This window comes from Micromonospora sp. NPDC047620 (assembly GCF_043205005.1).
Taxonomy (GTDB): Bacteria; Actinomycetota; Actinomycetes; order Mycobacteriales; family Micromonosporaceae; genus Micromonospora.
On sequence record NZ_JBIDDG010000005.1, the window covers coordinates 244428 to 258200 of the forward strand.

14 protein-coding genes are annotated in these 13773 nt (G+C 73.5%); 4 read left to right on the forward strand and 10 right to left on the reverse strand.

All coding sequences use genetic code 11. The features are described 5' to 3' along the window. The first annotated feature begins 90 nt into the window (after positions 1-90). Positions 91-768 (forward strand): hypothetical protein, encoded by a 678-nt coding sequence (locus tag ACGF5C_RS08265; protein ID WP_393298199.1) that lies wholly within the window; start codon positions 91-93, stop codon positions 766-768. Positions 769-840: 72 nt separating this feature from the next. Here ACGF5C_RS08265 and paaE read toward each other — a convergent pair whose 3' ends face one another. From paaE to paaA, 5 genes are read right to left on the reverse strand one after another with little or no spacing between them, the layout of a single operon-like run. Next, positions 841-1950 carry a 1,2-phenylacetyl-CoA epoxidase subunit PaaE gene (gene paaE, locus ACGF5C_RS08270; protein ID WP_393298202.1) on the reverse strand — a complete coding sequence of 370 codons (1110 nt, stop codon included), beginning with the start codon at positions 1948-1950 and terminating at the stop codon, positions 841-843. Further along, positions 1947-2423, reverse strand: a complete 477-nt coding sequence (gene paaD / locus ACGF5C_RS08275) for a 1,2-phenylacetyl-CoA epoxidase subunit PaaD (RefSeq protein ID WP_393298205.1) — start codon at positions 2421-2423, stop codon at positions 1947-1949. The genes paaE and paaD overlap by 4 nt, the downstream gene beginning before the upstream one ends. A gap of 55 nt (positions 2424-2478) precedes the next feature. After that, positions 2479-3204, reverse strand: a complete 726-nt coding sequence (gene paaC, locus ACGF5C_RS08280; RefSeq protein WP_393298208.1) for a 1,2-phenylacetyl-CoA epoxidase subunit PaaC — start codon at positions 3202-3204, stop codon at positions 2479-2481. After that, complete coding sequence (paaB, locus tag ACGF5C_RS08285) at positions 3201-3512, reverse strand: 1,2-phenylacetyl-CoA epoxidase subunit PaaB (RefSeq protein WP_357701994.1); 312 nt, start codon at positions 3510-3512, stop codon at positions 3201-3203. Before paaB ends, paaC begins: the two co-directional genes overlap by 4 nt. Further along, positions 3509-4576 (reverse strand): 1,2-phenylacetyl-CoA epoxidase subunit PaaA, encoded by a 1068-nt coding sequence (paaA, locus tag ACGF5C_RS08290; protein WP_393298211.1) that lies wholly within the window; start codon positions 4574-4576, stop codon positions 3509-3511. Before paaA ends, paaB begins: the two co-directional genes overlap by 4 nt. 361 nt (positions 4577-4937) lie before the next feature. Here paaA and ACGF5C_RS08295 point away from each other — a divergent pair, with 361 nt between their 5' ends. Beyond that, a complete protein-coding gene (locus ACGF5C_RS08295) occupies positions 4938-5894 on the forward strand; it encodes a hypothetical protein (RefSeq protein WP_393298214.1) in 957 nt (318 codons plus the stop codon). Next, complete coding sequence (locus tag ACGF5C_RS08300) at positions 5894-6847, forward strand: hypothetical protein (RefSeq protein WP_393298216.1); 954 nt, start codon at positions 5894-5896, stop codon at positions 6845-6847. The genes ACGF5C_RS08295 and ACGF5C_RS08300 overlap by 1 nt, the downstream gene beginning before the upstream one ends. A gap of 39 nt (positions 6848-6886) precedes the next feature. On the opposite strand, the gene ACGF5C_RS08305 is transcribed toward ACGF5C_RS08300, so the two are convergent. Genes ACGF5C_RS08305 through ACGF5C_RS08315 form a run of 3 tightly spaced genes read right to left on the reverse strand, consistent with a single transcriptional unit; the run spans position 6887 to position 9785 of the window. After that, entirely contained in the window at positions 6887-7738 is an 852-nt protein-coding gene (locus ACGF5C_RS08305) for a menaquinone biosynthesis protein (RefSeq protein ID WP_350701906.1), read from the reverse strand. Between the two features lie 33 nt (positions 7739-7771). Beyond that, positions 7772-9160 carry an MFS transporter gene (locus tag ACGF5C_RS08310; protein ID WP_393298220.1) on the reverse strand — a complete coding sequence of 463 codons (1389 nt, stop codon included), beginning with the start codon at positions 9158-9160 and terminating at the stop codon, positions 7772-7774. A 43-nt stretch (positions 9161-9203) separates the two neighbouring features. Then, the gene (locus ACGF5C_RS08315; RefSeq protein ID WP_393298223.1) at positions 9204-9785 is read right to left on the reverse strand and encodes an ArsR/SmtB family transcription factor; all 582 of its coding nucleotides are present in this window, start codon (positions 9783-9785) and stop codon (positions 9204-9206) included. Between the two features lie 265 nt (positions 9786-10050). On the opposite strand from ACGF5C_RS08315, the gene ACGF5C_RS08320 reads away from it, so the two are divergent. Then, positions 10051-12279, forward strand: a complete 2229-nt coding sequence (locus ACGF5C_RS08320; RefSeq protein ID WP_393298226.1) for a HelD family protein — start codon at positions 10051-10053, stop codon at positions 12277-12279. 132 nt (positions 12280-12411) lie between these two features. Here ACGF5C_RS08320 and ACGF5C_RS08325 read toward each other — a convergent pair whose 3' ends face one another. Both ACGF5C_RS08325 and ACGF5C_RS08330 read right to left on the reverse strand, forming a co-directional pair. Next, positions 12412-13137 (reverse strand): hypothetical protein, encoded by a 726-nt coding sequence (locus ACGF5C_RS08325; protein ID WP_393257439.1) that lies wholly within the window; start codon positions 13135-13137, stop codon positions 12412-12414. After that, entirely contained in the window at positions 13130-13612 is a 483-nt protein-coding gene (locus ACGF5C_RS08330) for a sigma-70 family RNA polymerase sigma factor (protein WP_393298229.1), read from the reverse strand. The genes ACGF5C_RS08325 and ACGF5C_RS08330 overlap by 8 nt, the downstream gene beginning before the upstream one ends. Positions 13613-13773: the final 161 nt, after the last annotated feature.

The window sequence follows — 13773 nt, forward strand, 5'->3', positions numbered from 1 at the left end:
CTGCCCCACATATCCAGCGACGAGCGGGACAACGAGAGTGCGGACCTTCGCCTATCGTGCGGTTCTCACGTTCCTGGTGGAGGAAGAGTCGTGACCGCACCGTTTCCCCACGCACCACACGTCCCTCACGCGGCACAGCAGCCGGCCCGGCCCGGCGCTGCCCTCGCCTGCCGTTTCTGCGGGTCGGTCCCCGCGGTCAAGGCGACGCTGCACGGCCACCAGGGCTTCCTCATCTTCATGCGCGTCCTCACCCAGCATGGCCCGTACTGCAAGTCGTGCGGCATCGCTGCCTGCCGGGAGATGAGCGCGAAGACCATCTGGCAGGGCTGGTGGAGTTTCCTATCCGTCTTCATCGCCCCGGCGGTCCTGCTCGGAAATCTCGTCACCCGGGTCCGACTCAGCCGCCTTGGCGAGCCGATACCAGGCGCTCCGGGCATACCCGCGGTTCCGGGCAAGCCCGTGTTCAAGCGGGCCGCGGCGTTCGGTCTGGTCGTTCCCGTACTGATGGCCTTCGGCATCGGTTGGGCCATTTCCCGTGACCCGGCCTTCGCCGACGTCGGCGCATGTGTCCGCGCCGAAGGCACGAGCACCGATCCGGATGTCAGCGTCGTCGACTGCGGCGACCCCGCTGCCACCTACGTCATCATCGGCAAGGTCGAGGACACCACCGACGACGCGGAGTGCGCGCGGTTCCCCGGCACGGTCGCGAGCTACACCGAGGAGCGGGAGTCGCGGAAGCTCCTGCTCTGCCTCGGTGAGAACGGGTAACGGCCTCCACGGGGCCCCGGCCAGCCGTATCACCGGTCCGCCATCACGAACGGGCCGACACGCAGTTTGGCTTCAGGCGTCGTAGTCGACCGTGAGCCTGTCGGTGGTCGGGCTGGACTGGCACGTGAGGACGTAGCCGGCGGCCACCTCGTCCGGCTCCAGGGCGTAGTTGCGGGCCATCGTGACCGCGCCGTCGACGACCTTGGCCTTGCAGGTCGAGCAGACCCCGCCCTTGCAGGCGTACGGCAGCTCGCCGCGGACCTTCAGCGCCGCGTCCAGCACCCGCTCGTCGCGGCCCATCGTGAAACTCGACGAGCGGCCGTCCAGCACGATGGTCACCTCGGCGCCGGCCCCCGGCTCGTCGGCCGGGCGTCGCGGCGGGGCCGGGGCCTCGTCGACGTGGAACAGCTCCGTGTGGACCGCCGACTCCGGCACCCCGCGCCCGGTGAGCACCTCCCGGGCGTCCACCACCATGCCGTACGGGCCGCAGAGGAACCACTCCTCGATGGCGTCGCCGGGGACGATGGTGGCCAGCAGCCGGCCCAGCCGGTCGGCGTCGATCCGGCCGGAGAGCAGCGGGGACTCGCCGTGCTCGCGGGAGAGCACGTGCACCAGGTGCAGGCGGGTCGGATAGCGGTCCTTCAGGTCGGCGAGTTCCTCGGCGAACATCACCGTGTTGGCCGTGCGGTTGCCGTACACCAGGGTGAAGGTGCTGGCCGGCTCGACGGCGAGCGCCGTCGCGACCAGCGCGAGCACCGGGGTGATCCCCGAGCCGGCGACCACCGCGCCGTAGTGGCGGGCCCGGTCCGGCGCGAAGGCCGTGGTGAAGTTCCCGAGCGGCGGCAGCACCTCGACCGTGTCGCCGCCCCGCAGGGCGCCGCAGGCGAACGCCGAGAACGCGCCGCCCGGGATCTCCCGCACGCCGATCCGCAGCCGGCCGTGCCGCGCCAGGTCCTCCGGGGTGGAGCAGATGGAGTACGACCGCCGCACGTCCTCCCCCGCGTCGGTGCGGCGCCGGACGGTGAGGTGCTGACCGGCGGAGAACGCGAAGGTCTCCCGCAGCTCCGGCGGCACCGCGAAGGTGATCGCCACGGCGTCGTCGGTGAGCCGGTCGACAGCGGCGACGGAGAGCGGGTGGAAGACCGGCCGGCGGCGGACCGGGCGGGTGATGGTGACAGTCACAGCGCCTTCAGGTGATCGAAGGGTTCACGGCAGGAACGGCAGCGCCAGAGCGCCTTGCACGCGGTGGAGCCGAAGCGGCTGACCTGCTCGGTCTCCGGCGAGCCGCAGCGCGGGCAGCGCACGGCGAGGGTCAGCGGCACCACGCCGCCGGTGTGGACGGGGGCCGGCGGGGCGATGCCGGCGTCGGCGAGCTTGGCCCGGCCGGCGGCGGAGATCCAGTCGGTGCTCCACGCCGGGCTGTAGACGGTGACCACCTCGGCGTCGGGATGGCCGGCGGCGGCCAGGGCCCGGCGGATGTCGGCGCGGATCACGTCCATCGCCGGGCAGCCCGTGTAGGTGGGGGTGATGGTCACGACGACCCGGCCGGTCGCCGGGTCCTCGTCGACCGCCCGCAGGATGCCGAGGTCGGCGATGGTGACGACCCGGATCTCCGGGTCCACCACCGCCGCCACGGCGTCCCTGGCGCTCGTCACCAGTGCCGCCTTCCGTTCGCGGCTGCGGGGCTCCGCTTCGCTGCACTCCTCGCGCTCACCACTTGGCTCCGGGGTGGGCGCGGTGCAGCACCTGCATCTCGGCGAGCAGGTAGGACAGGTGCTCGGTGTGCACCCCGTCCCGCCCGCCGGCCGGCGCCCAGCCGCCCTCCGGCCGGGTCAGCGTGGCCTCGTCGAGCACGGCGGAGACGGTGGCGTCGAAGTCGGCCCGCAGGGTGGCCGGGTCGACCGGCGCCGCCGGGTCCGCCGCGAACAGCTCGTGCGTATACGGCCAGACCTGCTCGACGGCCGCCTGCATGCGCCGGTGCGACTCCTCGGTACCGTCACCCAGCCGCCGCACCCACAGCGAGGCGTGGTCGAGGTGGTAGGCCGACTCCTTGCGGGCCTTGGCCCCGATCGCGGCCAGCCGCTCGTCGGCGCAGCCGACCAGCGCGGCGTAGAGCGGGAGTTGGTACGCCGAGAGGAAGAGCAGCTTCGCCATGGTGACCGCGAAGTCGCCGTTCGGCAGCTCCACGAGGAGGCAGTTGCGGAACTCCCGGTCGTCGCGGAGGAACGCCAGCGCGTCCTCGTCCCGGCCGGCGCCCTCCAGCTCGCCCGCGTACGACAGCAGGAGCCGGGCCGCGCCGAGCTGGTCGAGGGCGATGTTCGCCAGCGCGATGTCCTCCTCCATCTCCGGCGCGCGGGTGGTCCACTCGGCCAGTCGCTGCGCCGCGATCAGCGCGTCGTCGCCGAGGGCGAGGGTGAAGTCGAAGGGGCCGGTCACAGGTGGGCCACCCCGTCCGGCACCTCGTAGAAGGTGGGGTGGCGGTAGACCTTGTCGGCCGCCGGGTCGAAGAAGGCGTCCTTCTCGTCGGGGCTGGACGCGGTGATCGCGCCCGCCGGCACCACCCAGATGGAGACGCCCTCCTGGCGGCGGGTGTAGAGGTCCCGCGCGTTACGCAGGGCCAGCTCGGCGTCGGGGGCGTGCAGGCTGCCGACGTGGGTGTGCGACAACCCGCGCCGCGCCCGCACGAAGACCTCCCACAACGGCGAAGGATCCTTCGCGCCGGGCTGTCCGGTTCGCTCGCTCACGCCGCCACCTTCTCCTTCTTCTCCGCCCGCTTGGCGGCGTACGCCGCGGCGGCCTCACGCACCCAGGCTCCGTCGGTGTGGGCGCGGCGACGGTGCTCCGCCCGCTGCCGGTTGCACGGCCCGTCCCCCTTGATCACCCGCATCAGCTCGTCGTAGTCCGGCTGGGTGAAGTCGTACGACTGCCGCTCCTCGTTCCAGCGCAGGCCCGGGTCGGGGATCGTCAGGCCGAGGATCTCGGCCTGCTGCACGCACATGTCCACGAAGCGCTGGCGCAGCTCGTCGTTCGAGAACCGCTTGATCTTCCAGGCCATGGACTGCGCCGAGTGGGTGGAGTCGGTGTCCGGCGGGCCGAACATCGCCAGCGACGGGTACCACCAGCGGTCGACGGCGTCCTGCGCCATCGCCTTCTGCGCTTCGGTGCCGTGTGACAGCGTGTGCAGGATCTCGTAGCCCTGCCGCTGGTGGAACGACTCCTCCTTGCAGACCCGGATCATCGCCCGCGCGTACGGACCGTACGAGCAGCGGCAGAGCGGCACCTGGTTGACGATCGCGGCGCCGTCCACCAGCCAGCCGATCGCGCCGACGTCCGCCCAGGTCAGCGTCGGGTAGTTGAAGATCGAGCTGTACTTCTGCCGGCCGCTGAGGAGCAGCTCGACCAGCTCGTCCCGGCTGATCCCGAGGGTCTCCGCGGCGGCGTAGAGGTAGAGGCCGTGGCCGGCCTCGTCCTGGACCTTGGCCAGCAGGATCGCCTTGCGCTTGAGCGAGGGGGCCCGGCTGATCCAGTTTCCCTCCGGCTGCATGCCGATGATCTCGGAGTGCGCGTGCTGGGCGATCTGCCGGATCAGCATCCTGCGGTACGCCTCGGGCATCCAGTCGCGCGGCTCGATCTTCTGGTCGGCGTCGATGACCTCGGCGAAGTACGCCGCGAGGTCCTCGTCGGGGCCGGGGGCACCTGCGCGCCGCCCCCGCTCGGCGGCCTCCCGCAGCGCCGCCTCCGCCGCCTCGACCTCGCCGAGCAGGCCACCGCCGGGTGCGTCCTCGGCGGAGAAGTCGTTGCCATACATGAGGTCAGTGTTACAGCTTGCAACTCGCCGCACCAGAGGGGTGTAACAGGTTTCCGGGGACGGTTCGGGACGGGACGGCGACTCTCCAGCGGGCGGCCAAACTATGACTTGGATCACGAGGCGAAGATGAATTCCCCCAATGGCCGCATAGCGGGCCGATATCCCGCCTTCATGGCAAGTTGCCAGGTGTCATGTTCTGGCGTGCCGCCGATCCGCACGTAGACTTCCCCCGGTCACACCGATCGGCTGTCGACGATCGCCCCCAGGAACACGGAGGCCGTCCCCCGGCCTCGGCGAGCCGCCGATCCGTCCGGACAACAAGCCGGTCCCCCCGGCCCTGACATCTGGAGCTCACCCACTCATGCGATCCCGCGTGACCCTGGTGCTCGCCGTCGTGGCGGTCCTCCTCGGTGGCGGCCTGCTCGTGCCCGCCGCGTACGCCCGACTCGCCGGCGACGACGCCGCGAGCGGCGGAAGCGGCGGCGGAAGCGTGGCGGCACCGGCGCCCACCCCGCCCCCGCCGCCGACCCTGGCCGCCGGCCCGGTGTCGGTGAACTTCAAGGGCGAGTTCTTCTCGTGGGCCCTGATGGACCGGGAGACCGGCGAGATCTCCGGCGCCAAGAACATGACCTCGACCAGCTCCACCGAGTCGATGATCAAGGCCTGGTTCGCAGCCGACTACCTCCGCCAGCTCGGCGACAAGCCCGTGCCGGCCGAGCGGAAGAAGCAGATCTCCGCCGCCATCCGCAACAGCGACGACGACGCCGCCAACGCCCTCTACAGCGCGGTGGGCCGCGCCGAGACGATCAAGCGGATGACCAGCACCTGCGAGCTGACCGACACCAAGCCGGGCAACGTGCCGGGCTACGTGGGCTGGTGGAGCTTCACCCGGATGTCCCCCCGCGACGCCGTCCGGCTCGGCGACTGCATCGGCGACGGCACGGCCGCCGGACCGAAGTGGACCAACTACCTGCTGGACGAGATGAGCAAGGTCAAGGGCACCACCGCCGCCAAGGACCAGAAGGCCCGATCGGGCGGCGGCCGTTGGGGCATCATCGACGGGCTCCCCCAGTCGATCCTCAGCCAGGGCCCGGTCAGCATCAAGAACGGCTGGACCCCGCTGAACTACGACGGCAACTGGCACGTGAACTGCCTCGCGGTCACCGACAAGTGGAGCCTGGCGGTGATGCTGCGCTACCCGCAGGAGAGCGGGCTGGACTACGGCGCGCAGACCTGCGCCTCGGTCGCCAGCCAGCTGGTGACCCCGCAGCCCGGCGCGGCCCTCAAGGTGCCGCAGCAGCCGGTCGGGAAGCTCTGATGGCCGGGCAGCGCCGGGACGACCGGCGCGGCGACGCCTCCCCCGTCAAGCTGATCGCCGTCGCGGTGGTCCTGGTCGGCCTGGTGCTCGTGTCCCTGCGGCTGCTGCCGGGCTCGCCGTTCGAGGCCACCGCCGCCGCCCGGTGGGGCGACCCCGCCGTGCCGGCCGACCGCGGCGCGACCACGCCGGGCGACCGCAGCTCGCGGCAGTCACCGTCGCCGTCGCCGTCGCCCAGCGCGACGCCGGAGCCGCTGCCGTTCGAGGCGAGGGACGTCGACCTGGACATCGAGGGCTGGTACTCCTGGAGCGTCCTCGACCGCCGTACCGGCGAGATCATCGGTTCGGACAACATGGACGAGACCAGCACCACCGCCTCGCTGATCAAGGCCTGGATCGTGGCCGACTACCTGCGCCGCGCCGCCGACGCCGGCCAGACGCCGAGCGACGCCAAGCTCGCCGACGCCACGAAGATCATCCGGGACAGCGACAACACCCGGGCCGAGCAGTTCTACAACAGCGTCGGCCGGTCCGCCTCGATCAAGCGGCTGATCTCGCTGTGCGAGCTGACCGACAGCAAGGTCGCCCCCGACGGCGGATGGAGCCGCACGGCGCTCTCCCCCCGCGACACCGCCCGGATGGGGGCCTGCATCGCCGACGGTCGGGCCGCCGGGCCGAAGTGGACGACGTGGCTGATCAAGGAGATGCGGCTGGTCCGGGGGGCGGGCGACTTCGGCATCCGCAAGGCGTTCCCGGCCGCGGAGCGCAAGACCATCGCCATCAAGAACGGTTGGATCGACCGGACCAGGGAGCAGGAGATGCACATCAACTGCCTGGCCATCGGCGACACCTGGACGATGGGCGTGATGGTCCGCTACCCGATCGGCAAGGGCTACGAGTACGGCATGAAGAACTGCCAGAAGATCACCGAAGCCCTCCTCCGCGACTCCGTCTGACCCTCGCCGCCGATCGAGGCGGTCGCGGGCGGGGCGGGGTCAGCCCGTGAAGAAGTCGGGGCCCGTGTCGGGGAGGGACGGGGCGGCGCCGAGGGCGGCGGCGCGGCGCGCGAACTCGCGCAGGCCGGCCACCTGGCGGTCGCCGAGCGAGAAGTCCAGCGCCCGGAAGTACGTCGCCAGGGTCTCCGCGTCGAACGGCTCCCAACGCGCGCCGGCCTCGGCGACCTGGTCCAGCTCCGAGAGGCAGAGGTCTCGGGAGCGCAGGAACGCGTCGTGCACCTCCTTGACGAGACCCGGGTGGGCGGCGGCGAAGTCCCGGCGTACGGCCCACACGGCGAAGACCATCGGCAGGCCGGTCCACTCCCGCCATGCCTGCCCGAGGTCGGTGACCTCCAGCCCGCGCTTCGGCGCCTCGTAGAGCGCGCGCAGCGCCACGTCGCCGATCAGCACTCCGGCGTCGGCCTCCAGCAGCATCTGGGTCAGGTCCGGCGGGCAGCGGAAGTACTCGGGGTTCACCCCGTACCGCTCGCCGAGCAGGAGCTGGGCCAGGAGGACCCCGGTCCGCGAGGTCGAGCCCAACGCCACCTTCCCGTGGTCGAGCTCGGCCAGCGGGCGGGTGGAGACGATGTTGACCGACAGCACCGGGCCGTCGCTGCCGACCGCCAGGTCGGGCAGGAGCAGCAGTTCGTCGGCGTGGCGCAGGTACTCCACGTGCGAGATCGGGCCGATGTCCAGGTCACCGGCGACCAGCGCGGCGCTCAGCCGGTCCGGCGAGTCCTTGTGCAGGTCGACGTCGATCAGGGCGCCGGAGCGCATCAGCCCCCAGTAGATCGGCAGGCAGTTCAGGAACTGGATGTGCCCGACCCGGGGGCGCGCGACGTGCTCAGCCATGCCCCGACCGTATCCCCGCCGTTCGCCCGGGGCTCAGCGGGTCGGCGTCGGAGTGGCCAACCCCGCACCCGCGTCGGACACCGGTGCGCCGCAGACCGGTGCGCCGGAAGCCTTTGCGCCAGACGCCGGTGCGCCGGAAGCCTTTGCGCCAGACGCCGGTGCGCCGCAGACCGGTGCGCCCGACGCGGCGCCCGTGCCCGCCGGACCGGCGGTCGTCGGTGCGGGGGCCGCGCGGGCCGCGCGGCGGAGGGGGACCGATACGGCGGCCACCGCCAGCAGCCCGGCCAGCCCGCACCCGGCGACCAGCGGCCGGGGATCGGCCGCCTCCAGCAGGAGGCCGCCGGCCAGGAAGCCGACCATCGCGGCGCCCTGCACCGCCGCGCCGAAGGAGGCGAAGGCGCGACCCCGCGCCGCCTCCGGCACCCGCCGGGCCAGCAGCACGTTGTTGAAGACGTTGCTGCCGCCGTTGAAGATGCCGCCGGTCAGCCAGATCGGCACCAGCAGCAGGGCCGTCGGCACGGCCGCCGAGGCCAGCACCATCGCGCAGCACGCGCCGAGCAGCGCCAGGCTGGCCCGGACCAGCCCGGCGTCGCGGTCGAGCCGCCGGACCACCCGCGCGAAGAGCCACGCGCCGGCCAGGGCGCCGAGCGTCCAGGCGCCGGTCACCAGCCCGTACATCGTGGTCGAGCTGCCCAGCGTCTCCCGGATGAAGAACACCTCGATCACGTTGATCGCCCCGACGGCGCCGAACACCCCGGCGACGCTGGCGACCATCGCCACCAGCAGCGGGTCGTGTCGCAGCCGCCAGGCCGGGGGCACCGCCGCGTCGCCGGCCGCCGCCGGCCCACGGCTTCCTCTGCGGGTACGGATCAGCAGCCCGGCCGCCACCAGCGCCAGATAGCTGCCGGCGCCCACGAGCAGCGGCAGGCGCGCGCCGAACTCGCCCACGAGCAGCCCGGCCAGCGCCGGCCCGGCGAGCGCGCCCAGGGTGCCGGCCGACTGGTTGAGCGCGCTGGCCCGGGGCAGGTCCTCGGCCCGCACCATCGCCGGCACCAGCGCCGAGAGCACCGGCTGGGTGACGGCGAGGCCGGTGGCGAGCAGCGCCACCAGCGCGATGACCAGAACCGGGTGCCCGGCGTACGCGAGCGTGAGGCAGATGCCGGCCTGGGCCAGCCCCGCGGTCACCAGCAGGATTCGGCTGTCCACCCGGTCCGCGAGGCGACCGGTCAGCGGTGCGAGCGCCACCAGCGGCAGGGTCGCGGCGAGCAGCAGGCCGGACACGGCGAGCCCGCCCGCGCCGGCCGACTGCAACGCCAACGTGAGCGTGCTGGCGGCGAGGAAGTCACCGCAGGTGGCCACGCCCCGGGCGGTGGTGGCGAGCCAGACGTCCGGCCAGCGCGACGGACCAGATGTGAAGGACATACTTCGAAAATAATCCTTCACACCTGCCGGAGGCAATCCCCTTTCAGTCCAGTGGCAACGCCTTGTACTGCACCGCGACGGTCCGCGCCCCGGCCGGCGGTTCCACCCGTGACCGCTTGCGGTACGGCTCGAACAGGCGGTCCACCGCCTCGTTCAGCTCGCTCAGCTCCGCTGCGGTGAGCAGCAGTTGCGAGTCGGCGAGCCGGCTCGCCCCGTACCACTCGGCCGGCTCGTCGGGCGCGCGCCGCAACCAGTCACGGCTGCGCTCCAGGTCGCGGGCCAGCCACGCCTCCACCAGCGCACGCTCGGCGGCGCGGGCCTCCGGCGCCGTCCCGCGCCCGGCGTCGACGGTCCAGCTCGGGCTGACCGTCCGCCAGACACGCTCCCGCGCGTCGCCGCGGTTCGGCGCCTGCTCCACCAGGCCCGCCTTCGCCAACTCCCGGAGGTGGTAGCTGGTGGCGCTCGGCGAGAGGCCGACGATCTCCGCGCACTCCGTGGCGGTCGCGCCGGCCTCGATCGAGCTGAGGTGTTCCGTGATCGCGAGTCGGGCCGGGTGGGCCAGCGCCCGCATCACCTGCGGATCGCTGATGGTCACCCGGGGTCGCTCGGCAGGCGGCTCGGTCATCCCCCCATGATCCCGGCCGCCGGTCGTCGACCACCACCGGCAACCGCAGGACGGTGCGCCGGAGCCGGCGACGACAACCGGTCAGCATGCCTGCGCATGGGCGCCGGGCCCGGAGGGCGGTGAATTCGGTGGAGCGGGAGCCGGTGTGCGCGTAGGCTGGCAGGTCGCTTGACGGCCAGGGTGAGGTGAGCACCGCATCGGACGTCCCGCGCCGGGGGCCGGCCATCCGCCCGCCGGACACGCGAGCGATCAGCAGATGACCTCGATGGGATTCAGCGTGACCGCAGTCGACCTCGACCTCGACACCGACCTCGCCGCCGAGCGCGAGCACCTCGCCACCTCCCGGGCCGCCCTGGCCCGGATGCGGGAACGCGCCGAGGCCCTCTTCGCCACCGGCGACCAGGTGGCCGGCGACGCCTACGCCGCCGAGACGCTCGGGCGCACCCTGGCCCGCCGGGTCGCCGAACTCGCCGACGACCCGACCACGCCCCTCTTCTTCGGCCGCCTCGACTTCGGCCCGCCCACCGACGCCGCACCCGCCGGCTCGGACGCCGACGGCTGGACCCCCAACCCGTCCACCGCCGGCACACCCGCCGACGGCACGCCCGGTGGCAGCGACGACGGGGTGGGTCCCGGGCACCCCGACCACGCCGGCCGGCGCTACCACGTGGGGCGGCGGCACGTCACCGACGAGCAGGGCGAGCCGCTGGTGCTGGACTGGCGGGCACCCGTCTCCCGGTCGTTCTACCGGGCCAGCGCCCGCGACCCGCAGGGCGTGGCGGTACGACGCCGCTTCGGGTTCAGCAGCGGGACGCTCACCAGCTTCGAGGACGAGCACCTCGACCGGGGCGAGGAACTCGGCACGGCCAGCCGGATCCTGACCGCCGAGATCGAGCGGCCCCGCGTCGGGCCGATGCGCGACATCGTCGCCACCATCCAGCCGGAGCAGGACGAGCTGGTCCGGGCCGACCTGGCCGACTCGATCTGCGTGCAGGGCGCACCGGGCACCGGAAAGACGGCGGTCGGCCTGCACCGGGCCGCGTACCTGCTCTACCTGCACCGGGAGCGGCTGCGCCGCGCGGGCGTGCTGATCGTCGGGCCGAACCGGGCCTTCCTGTCGTACATCGCGGCGGTGCTGCCGGCGCTCGGCGAGGTCGAGGTCGAGCAGGCCACGGTGGAGGACCTGGTCGCCCGGGTGCCGGTGCGGGCGGTCGACGACCCGGCGGTGGCGGCCGTCAAGCACGACGTACGGATGGCCGAGGTGCTGCGCCGGGCGATCGACGCGCACATCGGCGAGCCGACCGAGCCGATCATGGTCTCGGACGGCTCCTACCGCTGGCGGATCGGGCTGGACCCGCTGCACCGGCTGGTCGAGGAGACCCGCCGGGAGCGGTTGCCGTACGCAACCGGTCGGGAACGCGTCCGGGCCCGGGTGGTGGCTCTGCTCCAGCGGCAGGCCGAGGCGCGGCGGGCCGAGTCGCCGAGCGACGCCTGGCTGCGCCGGATGGGCAGGTGCGCGCCGGTCGCCGCCTTCCTCGACGCGGTCTGGCCGGCGCTCACCCCGGAAGGGCTGGTCCACCGGCTGCTCACCGACGCCGAGTTGCTGGCCGCCAGCGCCGACGGGCTGCTGACCGCCGACGAGCAGGCGCTGCTGCGCGGGACACCCGACCTGGTGGCGGCAGGCGGCGCGGCGGATGCCCCGCGTCCGGCGCGTCGCGCCGCGGCAGCCGGGACGAAGCTCGGGCGCACCCCGAAGGCCACGAAGTGGACGGCGGCGGACGCGGTGCTGATCGACGAGGCGGCCGGGCTGGTCGAGCGGCCGGCTGGCTTCGGCCACGTGGTGGTCGACGAGGCGCAGGACCTGTCGCCCATGCAGTGCCGGGTGATCGCCCGACGCAGCGAGCACGGGTCGATCACGCTCCTCGGCGACCTGGCCCAGGGCACCGCACCGTGGGCCGCCGCCGACTGGCGGGAGTCCCTGCGCCACCTGGGCAAGCCGGACGCGGTGGTGGTCCCGCTGACGATCGGCTTCCGGGTGCCCGCCGCCGTGGTCGCGTTCGCCAACCGGCTGCTGCCGGCGCTCGCCGTCGACGTGCCGCCGGCGGAGTCGCTGCGCCGCGACGGCGCGCTCGACGTGCGTACCGTCGCCGACCTGACCGCCGCGACGGTGGCCGAGGTGCGCGCGGCGCTGGCGTTCGACGGCTCGGTCGCGGTGATCGCCGCCGACGACGCCGTCGACGGGCTGCGGGCCGCCCTCGCCGCCGCCGGGGTCGAGACCGCGACCGTCGACGACCCGGCCGCCACGGCGCGCGTCACGGTGGTGCCCGCGACGCTGGTCAAGGGCCTGGAGTACGACCACGTCATCGTCGTCGAGCCGGCGGCGATCGTGGCGGCCGAGCCGCGCGGCCTGCACCGGCTCTACGTGGTGCTCACCCGGGCCGTCTCCCGCCTCGCCGTGCTGCACGCCGCGCCACTGCCCGCACCGCTCGGCTGACCGGCCCTCGGTCGACGTGGTCGACGGTGAGCGCGGCGGCCGCCCGGGCGGTGTGCGGGCGCGAGGGCACACCGCCCCGTATCTCGGTGAGTCGCCGCTCCGTGCTCGTCACGACAGGCCACGACGGTCGCGTCAGTGCACCGGCACCCGCATCAGCACCGCGTCGTCGGCGCCGAGCACGGTGATCTCCGTGAACTCGACCTCGCTGGTGGTCCAGCTGTCGGCCCGGACGATGTACGTCCCGTTGACCACCGGCGCCTCGACGCTGTACCCGCGGTCGGTCCGCACCCGGACGCGCGTCGCGCCCTCGGGCGCGAGCCCCTCCATCACGCTCGCGTAACCCAGGGGGAGATCGCTCAGGGTGAGCACGGTTACGCCGCCGGCGACGGCGCAGGTGCGCGGCGGGCAGTACAGCGGGTCCTGCCCCGGGTCCATCCGGCTGCTGCTCGAAATCCTGAGGTCGCCCCCGGGACGGGCCAGGCAGTAGGCGCTTCCGGTGCCGTTGACGACGATGGCGGCTCGGCGTCCGTCGGGCCACTCGACGGCGTTGACCAGTCGGTCGCCCGGACCGTCCACCCGGCACTGGGTCAGCACGTCGGCGCGTTCCGGCTCCGCCATCGCGGTCAGCGGCCGGCCCGGCCCGGCGTCGCCGAGCAGTCGCGGCCCGACCTGCCACAACCCGACCCCGACGACCAGCACGAACGCGGTGGCCAGCGCGGTGGCCAGGATGCCCGGCCAGCCGCGTCGCGCGGGGCCCTCGGCCCGCTGGACGATCTCGCCCAGCGGGGTGACCGGCAGCCGCTCGTCGGCGAGCAACCGGTCGAAAGCGTCACGGACCTGCTGCGTCGGGTCAGTCATCGAGGTGCTCCCTGAGGGCGACGAGTCCACGGTGCAGGAGGGTCTTGACGGTGCCGGCGGGGCAGCCGAGCGTCTCGGCGATCTCCCGCTCCGGCAGGTCGAGGTAGTAGCGGAGGAACAACGCGGCGCGCTGCCGGGGCCGGACCCGGCGCAGCGCCGCCCGTACCGACGCGGACTCGTGCGGCGCCGTGACCGCGTGCGTCGGGTCGGCGAAGGCGTGCCGCCGTTCGAGGATGCGCCGTCGTACCCAGGAGGTGCAGCGGCTGGCCACCGCCCGCCGCAGCCAGCGCTCCGGTTCCCGCACCTGGGCCTGGCGGCGGTACAGGTCGATGAACGCCTCCTGCACGATGTCCTCCGCCGCGGCGGCGCTACCCGTGGTCAGGTACGCGAACGCCACCATCCCGCGGAAGTGCCGCTCGTACGTCGTCCCGAAGACGTCGTCCGCGACGTCCGCGAGCGCTGTCCGGCCTGTCATGCCCACTCCGCTCCCGCCCGCCGTCGAATCGGGCGACACCGTACAGGCGCACGACGGCCGGCGACGGTTTCAGCCATCGGCGGCCCACGGGGGTGGATTGGTTCACAGGTAGCCGGGCCAGCGGCCGGCGACGCCCCGCTGCCCGCCGAACCCGCTGTCGA

Bases quoted from the DNA above. Each gene is read 5' to 3' on its own strand.
- paaA (WP_393298211.1), bottom strand. From the start codon at position 4,576: ATGTATGGCAACGACTTCTCCGCCGAGGACGCACCCGGCGGTGGCCTG.
- ACGF5C_RS08295 (WP_393298214.1), top strand. From the start codon at position 4,938: ATGCGATCCCGCGTGACCCTGGTGCTCGCCGTCGTGGCGGTCCTCCTC.
- ACGF5C_RS08300 (WP_393298216.1), top strand. From the start codon at position 5,894: ATGGCCGGGCAGCGCCGGGACGACCGGCGCGGCGACGCCTCCCCCGTC.
- ACGF5C_RS08305 (WP_350701906.1), bottom strand. From the start codon at position 7,738: ATGGCTGAGCACGTCGCGCGCCCCCGGGTCGGGCACATCCAGTTCCTG.
- ACGF5C_RS08310 (WP_393298220.1), bottom strand. From the start codon at position 9,160: ATGTCCTTCACATCTGGTCCGTCGCGCTGGCCGGACGTCTGGCTCGCC.
- ACGF5C_RS08315 (WP_393298223.1), bottom strand. From the start codon at position 9,785: ATGACCGAGCCGCCTGCCGAGCGACCCCGGGTGACCATCAGCGATCCG.
- ACGF5C_RS08320 (WP_393298226.1), top strand. From the start codon at position 10,051: ATGGGATTCAGCGTGACCGCAGTCGACCTCGACCTCGACACCGACCTC.
- ACGF5C_RS08325 (WP_393257439.1), bottom strand. From the start codon at position 13,137: ATGACTGACCCGACGCAGCAGGTCCGTGACGCTTTCGACCGGTTGCTC.
- ACGF5C_RS08330 (WP_393298229.1), bottom strand. From the start codon at position 13,612: ATGACAGGCCGGACAGCGCTCGCGGACGTCGCGGACGACGTCTTCGGG.